This is a genomic window from Chitinophaga niastensis (assembly GCF_003014755.1).
In the GTDB taxonomy this organism is placed as follows: domain Bacteria; phylum Bacteroidota; class Bacteroidia; order Chitinophagales; family Chitinophagaceae; genus Chitinophaga; species Chitinophaga niastensis.
On record NZ_PYAW01000002.1, the window covers coordinates 61,980 to 76,458 of the forward strand.

Consider the following 14,479-nt stretch of genomic DNA (forward strand, 5'->3'; position numbering starts at 1 on the left):
AACAAATCAGCATGATTAATAAACGACTGATATATATAGCCATCACTGCGGGTTGTATGATGGCAGGTGCCTGTACCAAATTTCTGGATATAGTCCCTAAAGGAAAAGATACACCGCATACCCTGGATCAATATAATGGGTTACTGAATAGTGTAACGTTGATTAATTATAGTGATGTTACGCAATATGCTGATGGAAGCTCCTCTATAAAGGGCGGTACAGATATGAATGTGATGATGGGGGATGATATGATCAGTGATTCGTTGTATTTATCTCAGCTCGGACCCTCTTATATAAACAGCTATACCTGGAAGGATAATATTTACCAGCCGGATGAAGATGCTATTGTGTGGGGTGCTTTTTACGGACAGAATTATACCTATAACCTGGTTGCTAACAATGTGATGCAGGTAACGGATGGTAATATACAGAAGAAGAAACAGCTGCAGGCAGAAGCGAGGGTAGGCCGTGCTTTGATGCACTTTATGCTGCTGAACTATTTTGCAAAACCATATGATCCGGCTACTGCGGCCACCGATCCTGGTGTGCCGTTGGTAACCGAAGCCAATGCATTGGCTTCAGGATTTAAAAGGGCCAGCGTACAGGAGGTATACAGCTATATAGTGAATGAGCTCACTGCAGCTATTCCTGATCTGCCGGAAGTAACGCCTATGCGCCTGCGTATGGGTAAATCTGCAGGATACTATATTCTGGGACAGGTGTATTTAACTATGGGAAAATACGACCTGGCGCTCCCTGTGCTACAGCAATCCAAGGCTGCATTGGCAAATAGTGCAGTGCCTGTACACCTGTATGATTATAACCAGTTGATGCCAACCTGGACATCGCCGTTTATGCCCAGTTTTGGTGCATTTAACATGCCTCTTCAATTTGATAATGAGGAGAATATTTACCTGAAACAAGTGTCTTTGCTGAATTTCATTTTTAGCAATGCAGGTATGGTTAGCCCTGCTACATTGGCGAAGTTCGACCCTGCTGATCTGCGGTTGAATTTCTTTTATGGGGCAGACTATTTTACAGGCGCTACAAAATTGCCTTACCAGTTACATAACTCCCCATTTGGAGTAAACTATGGGCCTAATCTCCCCGGTTTATACCTGATGCTGGCAGAATGTAAAGCCCGTACCGGTGATCTGGCGGGAGCTACCGCCGACCTTATTACTTTGCGCAGCGCACGCATGCCGGTGGCAAAAGCCGGTGTGAGCGCCACTACACAGGATGATCTGATCCGGTTTGTGATAGATGAACGCCTGCGTGAGTTTGCCTGCACCGGCCAGCGCTGGTTTGATATGCGCCGTCTTTCTACAGACCCGTTATTTAAGAATATAACGTATACGCATACACTGGGATCGGCCACTTTTACTATGCCGAAAGCCCGCTTAACGATGAAAATTCCTCCTAAAATTTTGCTTTTAAATCCGGGAATGGTGGATAATCCCTGATCATCTTCTTTCTGAAAAATATTTATAGCATATGAATTATAAAAAAATAATGAGCGCGGTAATGCTCATTGCTGGCGGGTTTTCTGCCACTGCACAAAATAGTTATACTGTAAAAGCTACATTGAAACACGCCGCGGATACAAAATTCCTGATAGCTTATATGGACGGGAAAAATTTTGTACTGGACAGTAATTACACTACTGAAAATGGTGCGATTGTTTTTAAAGGAAAGGTAGATCGCCCGGTATTATGCCATTTTGCGGTCCGCAATCCGGCATTGAGTGTACAAACGAACGGCGGCTTTATTCCCGCGCCAGGCCTGCAATTTTTTCTTACAAATGATAACATTAGTATCACCGGCGATGCAAATGCTATATATAAAGCTGCTGTAATAGGTGGAAAAGAAAATAACGAATGGAGCAGTATTAAAGCAAAAGAAGCAGCTATTACAGGTAAAAACTGGAGAAATACACAGCTGACCAACAAGGATACCGCTACTGCCAATGATCCTGCAGTGCGCGCAAAAACAAGGAAGCTAAGAGAAGAACTGGGAGCACAACAGGATAAATTGCAAATGGGTTTTATAAAATCGTATCCGCAATCTTTGGTGAGTATGTATTTCCTGGCCAATATGATCAACAGTTTGAGCGCAACACAACTGGAAACGGCCTATAAGAAGCTGGACAATAAATATAAAACTTCCGAATACGCTAAACGGATTGAAGATAAGCTGGCCAGTACCAAAGCCACTGCTGTCGGGCAAACGGCAATAGCACTGAATAAAGTAGACCTTAACGGGAATGCGGTAAATCTGCAAACACTGAAAGGAAAATATGTATTGCTCGACTTCTGGGGCAGCTGGTGTGGGCCTTGCCGCAACAGTCATCCGCATCTGAAGGAATTGTACAACATTTACAAAGCTGCCGGTTTTGAAATTGTAGGTATCGCGCAGGAACAAGGCGATGATGCATCATCCACATGGAAGAAAGCTATTACAGAAGATGGGCTCACCTGGATACAGGTACTCAACAATGCCGGCATGGAAAAATTTGATGCCGTGAAAGCCTATGGTGTGACTGCCTTTCCTACTAAAATACTGTTGGACAAAGAAGGTAAAATTATAGCAAGGTATGTAGGCCAGGAAGCAGAAGGATTAACAGAAAAATTAGCAGTCATCTTTAAAAAATAAAACATGAAATATATTATAATTACCAGCGTAGTAGCCTCCATGATGGCTGCTTCGGGCGCCATAGCACAACAGGCGTATATTATCAAAGGAGGTATCAGTGGTCTTCCTAAAGAAACCAAAGTAATGCTGAGCTACCGTGTTGATAAAAAAGAAATAGAAGATTCTGCCACCACTAAGAACGGTGCATTTGAATTAAAAGGAACCATCAGTGAGCCCGTGAATGCTACCCTTAAACTCAAAGCACTGGACGATGACGGTAAATTCACTATTGAAAAAATGCTGTTTGCAGATAAACAGGATTTTTATCTGGAGAAAGGAATATTCACCGTTAACGGTAACGGCAGTATGAAAAAATCGCTGATCAAAGGCGGTACTGTGCAAGCGGATTATTTGCTGCTGCAAAACCAGCTGAAACCTTTAACAGACCAGTTTGAGCCTTTGTCGGAAGAAATGAAAACGCAATACCTGCGCAAGAATAATACCGCAGTAGATTCTATTCAGAAATTAATGTCGCCTTTACGTGATAAGATAGAAGAAGGAGAGCTGGCTTTTATTAAATCCCATCCCGCCTCTTTTGTGAGCTGGGATATGGTAATAGGACGCAGCAGTATTATCAATCCTGATAAGTTTGAGCCGCTGTTTAATGGAATGGATCAGCGTTTCAAAAATTCTGTAAAAGGGAAGGAGCTCGCTGCCAAATTAGATATCGCTAAAAAAACAGCCATCGGACATCCTGCACTGCCGTTTACGCAGGCAGATACCACCGGAGCAACCATTACACTGGCTTCTCTTAAAGGGAAATATGTGCTGGTAGATTTCTGGGCCAGCTGGTGCGGCCCTTGCAGAGCAGAAAATCCTAATGTACGTAAAGCTTATGCACATTACCACGATAAAAACTTTGAAGTCATTGCTATTTCATTGGATGAAAAACGTGCACCGTGGATAAAAGCTATTAATGACGACAAACTCCCATGGCTACACGTAAGTGACCTGAAAGGCTGGAGCAATGAAGTGGCTAAGGCTTACGGTATTACTGCTGTGCCTCAGAACCTGCTACTGAACCCGGATGGTGTGATCATTGCTAAAAATCTGCGTGGCGAAAGGTTGGAGCAGAAGCTGGCGGAAGTATTGAAATAATTTTTTTATAGAGATATTTTGTTTCCGGAGATGGAATTATTCCGGAAACAAAATATCTCTATAAAAAAACTATATCACAGGTGTTTTCCCACCGTCTACCGCCGTACTGGTGCCTGTAATATACCCTGCAGCTGGTGATGCCAGGAAAGCCACCAGGGCTGCTATTTCCCGGGCCTCTCCAAATCTTTGCATAGGTATCTCCTTCAGCCATTCGGTCTCTATTACATCTATGGAAACATTGCGTGCTGTGGCGCTGCTGTTAAATAACCCTTCTAAACGTGCGGTGGAAGTAGATCCCGGTAATACGTTATTCACAGTGATATTATGTGGTGCCAGTTCTGTAGCCAGTGTTTTAGACCAGGCTGCTACAGCCCAACGGGTAGTATTAGATACTCCCAGGTTTTTTAGTGGTGTTTTTACAGAAGTGGAAATAATATTAATGATGCGGCCAAATCCGGCTTTGATCATGCCTGGTACAAATATCTGTGCCAAGGCCTGGTTGCAGAGCAGGTGTTGTGAAAATGCCGCAGTAAAAGCCTGTGCAGTGGCTTCTATAATAGGACCACCAGCGGGTCCACCGGTATTATTAATAACAATATGAACGGTTTCTTTTGCTGCTATTTTTGCCGCTACATCGGCCACCTGTGCCACATCTGAAAAATCAGCAATTGCATAACTATGTTGTTGTCCATCATTAGTACTGAGTGTGGGCAATACCGCTTTTAATCTGTCTTCATTTCTGGCCAATAAAATGCAGGTTGCACCCAGTAATGATAATTCTACTGCTGTTGCCAGTCCTATTCCTTGTGAGCTACCGCAAACAAGCGCTGTTTTTCCTTTCAATGAGAGCTCCATCGTAATTGTTTTGTATACAATTTAAGGATTTTGATTTTCTCCCGATTAGACTGATTATGCTGATTACACTGATTTCTTTGTGAGATTAAAAAAGATTAGCGAAGATCAGAGCGGAAAAATCTTCGCTATAATCTTCGCTAATCTTTTTTAAATCCTGATGATAAAATCAGAGTAATCAGCATAATCAGTCTAATCGGGAGAAAGACAACATCCGCATCTACACGCGTACATATATTTTCTTCCTGTCCAGTATATACCCAACGCACCAGCAGGTGAGCATAAAGGCCAGGGAAAACAGCAACGACCCGAATTTTCCGGGCGACAGTGGCTGGAAAATATGATCATTGATCCATTGATAAAGGGAGACGCCATTTACTACAAGAAAGTAAAACATAATCGCCATCACTTCAGACAGCAGGTAAAGGAATAATGGGTTTTTCCCGAATACAGTAAAAAAGCCGGTGCCAGCCTTTACGCCCAGTATATCTATTACAAAAATCAGCAGTGATAGCAGCATCAGATCTATACTTACAGTCAGCAATACATAAGAGCTGGTCCATAATTTTTTGTTGATAGGGAATACGGTATTCCAGGCATATGCCAGTGCAAAGAGCACCACGCCGGCTAGTACCATGCGCATCAGTCCTGGCTTTGTTCTGCCTTGTTGCTGTACAAACAGTCCGGTGTAATAACCTGCAATAACATTCACTACAGCAGGAATAGTACTGAGTATACCTTCCGGATCAAAAGCAATGCCTTCGCCATGGTACATATGATTATCGCCCATTACCATTTTGTCCAGGAAGATGCCCGCATTACCATTAATGCCATATTGGTCTCCCGGGGTACCACAATACCAGAGGATGGCCCAGTAGCCAAATAAAAACAGTGCACTGATGGCCCATACCCATTTTTTAGAACAGTAATGAATGAGTAAAGATGCGATACAATAACACAATGCAATGCGCTGTAATACGCCAAGAATGCGGGTGTGATCAATCGGCTTAAAGGTAAGTCCGGTATCCGTATGTTTAACAAACGGGAACCAGTACATGAAATAGCCAAGGAGGAAAATAATCAGTGTACGTTTAAAAATCTTTCCGAGCACAGCCGAGTTGCCCAGCTGTTCATATTTTCTCATACTAAAGCTCATAGCGTTGCCTACAGCAAACAGAAAGGATGGAAATACGAGATCTGTGGGTGTCCAGCCATGCCAGGGAGCGTGGTCCAGCGGCCAGTAGGTGCCGCCGGTCCCACCTGTGTTGACTATTATCATGAAACAGACCGTCATGCCGCGGAATACATCCAGCGGTAAAAAGCGTTGTGAGCTTTGTGTCATTTCCCTTGAATTATTGGTTGATAAAGATGGTAAGGAATGAAAATTTGCGTTTGAGCGTCTACAATATATACATCTAAAATTCAAAATCCAAATATCATCTTCAAAAGTAAATCGTAAATCAGGAGATGACAGATACTAACATGCGATAAATTTATTATTTTTAGTTGCCGCCAACCAAACCCCTTTCTCATGAGTAAAAGAATTATTACGCTGCTGTCATTATTCCTGTTGCTCCTGCAAATAGCCTGTACGCACAGAAAAAGCGACGTATGGTCTAAACAAAAGGCAAGAAGCTGGTATGCCCGTCAGGGTTGGCTGCGGGGATGTGATTTTATTCCCAGTACGGCTGTTAATCAACTGGAAATGTGGCAGGCAACTACTTTTGATACGGCAACCATTAATCGTGAACTGGGATATGCCGCTTCTATTGGATTAAATTCTATGCGGGTATATCTGCATCACCTGGCCTGGGAGATAGATCCGGCGGGATTTAAGCAGCGGGTCAATACCTACCTGGATATTGCGGACCAGCATCATATTTCTACCATCTTCGTATTTTTTGACGATTGCTGGAACAGTCAGTACCACGCCGGTGCTCAGCCGGCACCCAGAACAGGTGTGCATAATTCCGGCTGGATACAGGATCCCGGTTCGGCGATCTATACAAATGCAGCTTTAACGGACACCCTGGAGCGCTATGTAAAAGATATCCTCACTACTTTTGGTAAAGATCCCCGCATTATACTGTGGGACCTGTATAACGAACCTGGCAATGGCTATGGTAACACAAGTCTGCCTTTACTGGAAAAAGTCTTCCAATGGAGCCGGCAGGTGAATCCTACGCAGCCTTTGTCGGCAGGAGTATGGGAAGTACGGCTGGAAAAACTGAGCGATTTTCAGCTGGATCATTCAGATGTGATTACTTATCATAACTATATGACGCCGGAAAAACACCGGGAATGGATAGACCGGCTGCGTACCCGCGGGCGGCCGCTTATCTGCACAGAATATATGGCCCGCACACGTGGCAGCCGTTTCGATAATATTATGCCGATGCTTAAAATGGAAAACATTGGTGCTTATAACTGGGGACTGGTAGCGGGTAAAACAAATACTATTTATGCCTGGGATACGCCCATCGCTGATGGGAAAGAGCCTGCACTCTGGTTTCATGACATTTTCAGAGCAGATGGTACACCTTATCGGGAGGAGGAGGTAACGTTGATTAAGCAGCTGACAGGAAAATAATAATTACGAATTGCAAATTACGTATAGGCGCGATCTTCGCTTATAAACGTAATTCGCAATTCGCAATTCGTAATTATTTGGAAAATCCTCTTCCCAATACTTCATGCACTTCATGTATTACTACAAAGGCTTCGGGGTCTGTTTCCTGTACCAATGATTTTAGGCGCATCAGTTCCTGTTTACCGATAACCACATACAACACTTCTTTGGGTGAGCCAGTATAGGCGCCATGCCCGTGCAGTACGGTGGCTCCGCGTTTCATATCGCCGGTAATTTTTTCTGCAATAGCGCTGGTTTGGGTAGAGATAATGGTGATAGCACGTTTGGTATTCAGGCCATCTACAATATAATCCACTGTCCGGGCGCCGATGTAAACGGCAATGAATGTATACATCGTTTTTTCTATCCCGATGATAAAAGATGATGCAGCTATTACCACAATATCAAATATCAACATAGCATTTCCCAGTGTCCATCCAAAATACTTATTGAATAAACGGGCTACAATAGCCGATCCGCCGGTAGTACCGCCGGAAAGGAATACCAGCCCAATGCCAATGCCTACCAGCAGTCCTGCGAAAATGGCTGCCAGCAAAGGATTGCTGGTAATAGGTGTTAACTTGTTTTCTGTCAGATAAAGAAAAAGCGAACAAAAGAAGATGCCCAATATTGTATATATCATGCTCCGTTTGTCCAGTAATTTGTAGCCGGTCACTATCAAAATGGCATTGATAATTAAATTGGTAATACCCGGCGACCAGCCCCAGTAGTAATAAGTAACAATGGTAATACCGATCACACCACCTTCCGATAATTTATTGGGAATGGCCAGGTAGTTAATACCTGCAGCAAAGATCAGCGCACCTACCACGATGAGTAGTATATTTTTAAGATGCTCTTTCATGCCGCAAAATTAGGTGATTTTCCCGCAAAAGGCACTAAGTACCATCTTGTAAAACAGGTTGTAACACACATTTAATAGTGACCGCAGATTATTTTTTAAAAATTATTGCCCCGCTATTTGGAATTAATAAAACTCGATGTATATTTGTCTACCAATTCAGTAGACTAATAAAATTTACCACCACCAGGGAGCATCAGGCAAAAGCTTCCGGCATCCTTTGATCCACCAGCAAGGTGCTGCTGCCATCATTATTGAAAAATTGTGTAAATAAAAAATACACTATGAAAAGGCACACTCCGATTTGTGGAATGCGTTCCCATACGCAATATTCAGTGGTAACCACTACCTGTTCCCGTTACATTCAAACGGCGCACTACTGTTGTAGCTGCTGCTGTTAAATGCAAAGTCTTGCGTTCTGTAAGCTGTAAATAGAATGCCTGGTCAGGCCTGCGGGGACGGTATGCTGCAAATTTATTGGTGGTAAATTTCTCAGCAACATACCTACCCGCACCTTCCCGGCATCTCAACCAGCATCTTTCTATATTGCTTTCCTGCCAAAAAAATCTAATCATGAAAACATCCATCTGCTATATAGCGGTGGCCCTGCTGCTGACCGCATCAGTAACACAGGCACAAACAGTTATTGCTTCAAAAGATACTATAACGGTTACGGGTACACGTTTTACATTCCCGCTCGTACAACAATGGATAACTGCTTTCCAAAAAGAAAATCCCAGCGTTACATTCCGCCTGATATCGCCGCGGGAGGCCGCCGCAGCCAATGCTGACATCCATATTACCGCACAACATATTGCAGCAACAGACAAACAGGCGAGCATCGCCTACATTGAAGTAGCCCGCTATGCCCTCCTCCCGGTAGCCAATACTAAAAGTAGTTATGCCGGTCAGCCATTAAAAGTAAAAACATTACGCACACTGTTTTTTGAAGATGATGGGTTTAAGAAAACAGGAGGCGCTGCTGCAGCACCAACGGTAACTGTCTATAACAGATTGGAGAAATCCTGCGCCCCGGTTACCTTCGCGGCATTCTATGGCTCCTCTTTTGAAGAGATAAAAGGAAAGAGTGTAGTGGGAGATGACCAACATTTGCTCCAGGCCGTGCAGGAAGATCCCAATGCGATCTCTTTTAATAATCCCGGTTTTATTTATGATCTCCATAACCGTAAACCGGTAAATAATATTGCTGTTATTCCGCTCGACTTAAATGACAATGGTAAACTGGATGCAGAGGAAGATTTTTACGGCAACCTGGATGTACTTATTAAACGCCTGGAAACCGCACCGCCGGCAGCTATCCCGGTAGAAGGCGTCACCTTTTCCTATAACCGCCAACTGGAAAAAAATAAGCCCGCTGTAAAAGCCTGGATACAATATATCCTGGAACAAGGACAACAACAACTTCATGCTTTCGGCTTTCTGAAGCAAGACCAGCAAAGTCTCTCACAAAGAACACAAAGAAGCAAAGGCACAAAGGAATAATACTAAACGAAATCTCTGCGCCTTTGCGGTCCTCCGCGTTTTTGCGTGAAAAATACGTCATCAACCATGAACCTATCGATTACACATATACGAAAAGTTATTGTGCTGCTATGCCTTTTACCCTTGCTCCTGGTATGCCATAGCCTGCATGCACAGGTGCTACTGAAAGGGCGGATCATTGATCTGCAAACACATCAGCCACTTATTGGCGCTACGCTCCGCATAAAAAACGGGAGTGGCGGCACTATCACCGATGAAAACGGAAACTATCAACTTCAGTTCAAAGGGGCGTTGCCTCAAACAATTCTGGTGGGTTTTGTTGGCTATCAGCCCCGGGAACTGGAGATCTATGAACCGCCTGAAAATGCTGAAATCACACTGCGGTCCCGGCAACTACTCAGCGAAGTAGTGGTAACGGCAGTAGGTATTAAAAGTAATACCCGCTCTTTAGGTTACAGTGTAACGGAAGTAAAAGGGCACGATCTGACGGATACCCGCGAACCTAATGTGGTGGCGGCACTCAGCGGCAAAGCCCCTGGCGTGCAGATCAGCAACAGTGGAGGCTCTCCCGGTGGTTCTGCGAGTATCCGTATCCGTGGTAACAGTTCTTTATTAGGCAACAATGCGCCGCTGTTTATTTTGGACGGCGTACCCATTGATAATTCTACGCAGGATATCCTTGGTAATATCACCAACGCATCGTCGTTGGCTACGCCATCTAATCGTGCAATAGATATCAACAATGAAGATGTAGCCAGTTTAACAGTACTGAAAGGCCCCGCTGCGGCAGCATTATACGGTATCCGCGCTTCCAATGGCGCAGTGATCATCAACACCAAAAGAGGAAGTCAGTTAACAGAAAGAAAATGGAACGTAAGCTATACCGGCAGTGTTACCATGGATGAAGTTAACAGAAGAACACAACCCCGCCAATCTGCTTTTACCAATGGTTTAAATGGATTGTATGTATTACCCGGACAACCAGGTTCGGATGAAAACTGGGGCGCCAGACTGGATACACTGACCTACAGCAACATTCCAGGCAAATTTGATAAGAACGGAACCATCGTTGGAAAAAGCAATCCCGCTTCCAATGGTATTCCGTTGAACCGATACGATAACGTCGATAACTTCTTTGTGAAAGGCTGGACGCGCGATAACAATATCAGCGCTTACGGCAACACCGGCAATGCCGGATATTATTTATCCTACGGAGATCTCTATCAGACAGGCATCATACCCACCACCGATTTCTATCGGCATACCGTGCGGTTGAATGCGGATTACAATGTGTCTGACCGGTTGAAGATTAACGGCGGCATCAATTACATTCAGTCAGGAGCCAATAACCGCGCACTTATGGGAGGCTTCAACACCAATGTAATGCGTGCACTGATCAACTCACCGGCTAACTTCGACATCACAAACGGCTATAGTGATCCATGGCGGCATGAAGATGCATATAAGTTACCGCCCACTACTGCCAAACCCTGGGGAGATTCCCGCTCTTATGCCAACGGCAGGGGGTGGGACAATCCCTACTGGTCGCTCAACATGAACCCGCAAAAGGACCAGACCAACCGTTTCATTGGCTTCGCGGAAGTAAACTATGAGATACTCGACTGGCTCAAGGCTACATTCCGTAGTGGCATCGACAATTATACCGATGTGCGTAAAGGTGGCTTCAGCAGAGGTACTTCGGGTATAGGTACCGGTATCATTAATGATGTGAATTATGGAAGAAGAGATATTAATACCGACTTCATCTTATCCGGTCAGCGACAGCTGGGAAAAAATATAGGCCTTACCGTTATACTGGGTCATAACTTTTATAATTCCTGGCGTAACCAGGTAAACACCCGGGGCGATGGGTTAACAGTACCCGGAAATTTCAATATTGCCAACGCCGCTACTACACTCACTTTCAACCAAACTATCCGCAAAAAATTAGTAGCAGGATATGGTGATATTAAACTGGATTACAAACAATGGTTGTTCCTGGAACTCACCGGCAGAAACGAATGGACTTCTACATTACCACCAGGAAGCAATGCTTTCTTTTATCATTCCGTGGGTAGCAGTTTTGTTTTTACAGAAGGAATTCCTATCAACTGGGGTATACTCAATTTCGGTAAGGTGCGCGCCACTTTTGCAGAAGTAGGTAACGATGCCGATCCATATTCGCTGCAAACATATTTTAATCCTACCCGCGAATCAGGCTGGATTCAGAGCAGTATCAACTTTCCGTTTAATAACCAACCCGGTCTGAGCTTCGGTAATCAGCTGGGCGATTTGTCCGGTGTATTGGGTAATCCGGCGCTGAAGCCGGAAAGGATCCAAACCTGGGAAGCAGGTACAGAGCTGCATTTCTTCAAAAATAAAACCATACTGGACGTTGTATACTATAACAACACGAGCAGAGATCAGATCATACCGGTATCACTGCCTTCTTCTACCGGTGCATTGTACGACCTGCGCAATGCCGGTGTAATTGTGAATCGCGGTATAGAAGCCAGTTTGCAACAAAATATAGTGCGTCGTAAAAATATTGAGTGGAATGCTTCGCTCATCTTCTCTAAAAATATCAGTAAAGTGAAATCTTTGGGAGAAGGCTTAACCAGTGTGAGTTTAGGCGGTGTATGGATGGAAGCCCGTGGCATGGTTGGTGAGCCGTATGGTGTATTCTACGGACAGGATGTGAAAAGAAATGAACATGGACAGATGATCATCGATGATAATCCAACAGTAGGAGGCAAGCCTAATTCGAACTATGGTTATCCTATTGTCAATACTTCGTTTACCCGTATAGGTGATCCCAACCCTAAATTTAATTTGGGCTGGCGTAATGAGTTGAAGTTTGGTCGTGTACTGCTTTCCTTCCTGTTAGATACCCGTTACGGATTCGATATCTTCAATGCGCCGCGTTTACAAATGGTGTTTAACGGTGTAGATGAGTCTACTGTTAATCGTGGCAGTATTACTGTGTTTGAAGGTGTTACCGCCAGCAAAGGCATACCCAATACTATTCCCACAGTGCTGAGCCAGGACTGGTATCGCCGCACATTTGATATACAGGGATTATATGTAGAAAAAAACCTTTACTGGATTAAGCTGAAAGATATTAATCTCACTTATCAATTGCCGGAACGCTGGCTGAAACCGGCGCGTCTGCAAAAGGCCAGTCTCACACTCACCGGCCGCAACTTCCTGCTGGCAACCAATTACACGGGTAGTGATCCGGATCTGGGTATGCGTAACGGCCTGTCTAATTTCAACGGTATTGACTTCTGGACAACTCCCAACACACGTAGCTATGGTGCTGCTTTAAACGTTGTTTTCTGATTATAACGGCAATGACTATATGAAAATTAATCGATATAACATATTACTGATAACTTTTTTACTGCTAAATGGCTGCCGGCTGGCGGAAACCAATGTCAGCCCGAATGCTTCGTCAGACGCGCCTGTCAGTGCTTTACTGAGTGGGTCGGAAGCAACGCTGTCGTTTAGTTTGGGCGTAGACGCAGGCCTCATCACCAGTACTTACGTTCAGCAAACCAGTGGCGCCAATGGAGACGCCACCTCCAACGGTAACTACACGGCTGGTCCGGTTAGGTTCAATGCCGTATGGACTAACTTTTATGCTAATGCACTCGAAAACCTTTATCTGTTGCAGATAAAAGCCGGGCAGCAAAACCTGCCCTATTATAAGGGCATATCGAGGATACTGCTCACTTTTGGATTTGGCACCTTAACAGATCTGTTTGGTGATATACCTTATACACAGGCATTGAAACAAAGAGGATATACTTCACTGGCATATGATAAGCAGGAAGATATTTACAAATCATTGCAGCTGCAGCTGGACACCGCTATCAGTGAGCTTTCACAGGTAGCCGCTGATAACCAGGGCGCATTGCCTGCTGCTGATGACTTTATCTTTAATGGCGATGTCCGTAAATGGATCGCCACCGCATGGACGCTGAAGGCCCGTTATGCTATCCACCTGAGTCGCCTGGATGGTGCAAAGGCCGCAGCCAATGTGTTGGCTGATCTGTATAATAACGGTACCTGGCGCGGTATTGCCAATGGACGGCAGGATGCACAGTTAAATTTTGGATCAGCTGCTACTAATGCTAATCCTTATTATCAGCAAAACTTAACCCGTCCGGGATGGATAGGACTGGGGGCGCCATTTGTAAATCTGTTGAATGGTAACCAGGTAGTTGATCCTCCTGCGCAAGTAGCTGGCGCTTTTGTAGATCCGCGCCGGGCTTACTTTGCCACCCCGTCGCCAGCAGGTACTAACTCATACAGCGGCAGCGTTGGCGGAGTGCCGGGTGCGTTTTCACTGATCGGTAGCTACTATGGCTCCGCTACCTCGCCGGTAGTACTCATCAGTTTCAGCGAAGCCAAGTTCCTGGAAGCTGAAGCCCGTATCATTATTAATCCTGCTGATCCGCTGGCACAAACAGCCTTGCAGGACGCGATCAAAGCATCTTTCGACAAAGTCATTACCAATACCGATGATCCGTTTGCCACACCGGCTAAACAAGCTGCTTATATCACTGCAAAGGGCAGTCTTACCGGCGCTTTTGCCACTGATTTAAAAACAGTGATCACCCAAAAATATATTGCACTCTTTTTACAACCAGAATCGTGGACAGATTATCGTAGAACAGGTTACCCGGATATTCCGCTGGCGCAGAATGCTACACATGGGTTTAATCCCAATGGTAACATTCCGCGGCGGGTACCATATCCGCAATCAGAGCAGTCGTTGAATAAGAACACGCCTGCCGGCTCCAATTATCAAACACCCCGCCCCTGGTGGGATCAATAAA

Annotated in this window: 11 protein-coding genes; 7 read left to right on the top strand and 4 right to left on the bottom strand. The window is 44.7% G+C overall.

All coding sequences use genetic code 11. From position 1 onward, the window contains the following. Window positions 1-11 precede the first annotated feature (11 nt). The 3 genes from CLV51_RS08780 to CLV51_RS08790 are packed head-to-tail and all read left to right on the top strand — an operon-like array spanning window position 12 to window position 3,789. Window positions 12-1,463 (top strand): RagB/SusD family nutrient uptake outer membrane protein, encoded by a 1,452-nt coding sequence (locus CLV51_RS08780; protein ID WP_106527680.1) that lies wholly within the window; start codon window positions 12-14, stop codon window positions 1,461-1,463. Between the two features lie 31 nt (window positions 1,464-1,494). Then, window positions 1,495-2,652 carry a TlpA disulfide reductase family protein gene (locus tag CLV51_RS08785; RefSeq protein WP_106527681.1) on the top strand — a complete coding sequence of 386 codons (1,158 nt, stop codon included), beginning with the start codon at window positions 1,495-1,497 and terminating at the stop codon, window positions 2,650-2,652. Window positions 2,653-2,655: 3 nt separating this feature from the next. Then, entirely contained in the window at window positions 2,656-3,789 is a 1,134-nt protein-coding gene (locus CLV51_RS08790; protein ID WP_106527682.1) for a TlpA disulfide reductase family protein, read from the top strand. Window positions 3,790-3,858: 69 nt separating this feature from the next. Here CLV51_RS08790 and CLV51_RS08795 read toward each other — a convergent pair whose 3' ends face one another. Further along, the gene (locus tag CLV51_RS08795; protein WP_106527683.1) at window positions 3,859-4,644 is read right to left on the bottom strand and encodes an SDR family oxidoreductase; all 786 of its coding nucleotides are present in this window, start codon (window positions 4,642-4,644) and stop codon (window positions 3,859-3,861) included. Between the two features lie 217 nt (window positions 4,645-4,861). Then, window positions 4,862-5,983, bottom strand: a complete 1,122-nt coding sequence (locus tag CLV51_RS08800) for an acyltransferase family protein (RefSeq protein ID WP_106527684.1) — start codon at window positions 5,981-5,983, stop codon at window positions 4,862-4,864. Between the two features lie 189 nt (window positions 5,984-6,172). Here CLV51_RS08800 and CLV51_RS08805 point away from each other — a divergent pair, with 189 nt between their 5' ends. Beyond that, complete coding sequence (locus CLV51_RS08805; protein WP_106527685.1) at window positions 6,173-7,231, top strand: glycoside hydrolase family 2 TIM barrel-domain containing protein; 1,059 nt, start codon at window positions 6,173-6,175, stop codon at window positions 7,229-7,231. 73 nt (window positions 7,232-7,304) lie between these two features. Here CLV51_RS08805 and CLV51_RS08810 read toward each other — a convergent pair whose 3' ends face one another. Together CLV51_RS08810 and CLV51_RS08815 are read right to left on the bottom strand one after the other, a co-directional pair. Then, complete coding sequence (locus CLV51_RS08810) at window positions 7,305-8,135, bottom strand: YitT family protein (protein WP_106527686.1); 831 nt, start codon at window positions 8,133-8,135, stop codon at window positions 7,305-7,307. 329 nt (window positions 8,136-8,464) lie between these two features. Beyond that, window positions 8,465-8,707, bottom strand: coding sequence for a hypothetical protein (locus CLV51_RS08815; protein WP_146151254.1), 243 nt, complete (start codon window positions 8,705-8,707; stop codon window positions 8,465-8,467). Between CLV51_RS08815 and CLV51_RS08820 the strand changes: the two genes are divergently transcribed. From CLV51_RS08820 to CLV51_RS08830, 3 genes are all read left to right on the top strand, one after another. Next, window positions 8,706-9,635: a hypothetical protein gene (locus CLV51_RS08820; RefSeq protein ID WP_106527688.1), complete on the top strand. Its 930-nt coding sequence runs from the start codon at window positions 8,706-8,708 to the stop codon at window positions 9,633-9,635. The two genes, CLV51_RS08815 and CLV51_RS08820, sit on opposite strands and share 2 nt — an antisense overlap. A gap of 66 nt (window positions 9,636-9,701) precedes the next feature. Beyond that, entirely contained in the window at window positions 9,702-12,977 is a 3,276-nt protein-coding gene (locus tag CLV51_RS08825) for a SusC/RagA family TonB-linked outer membrane protein (RefSeq protein WP_106527689.1), read from the top strand. Window positions 12,978-12,996: 19 nt separating this feature from the next. Next, the gene (locus CLV51_RS08830; protein WP_146151255.1) at window positions 12,997-14,478 is read left to right on the top strand and encodes a SusD/RagB family nutrient-binding outer membrane lipoprotein; all 1,482 of its coding nucleotides are present in this window, start codon (window positions 12,997-12,999) and stop codon (window positions 14,476-14,478) included. The last annotated feature ends 1 nt before the right edge of the window (window position 14,479 follow it).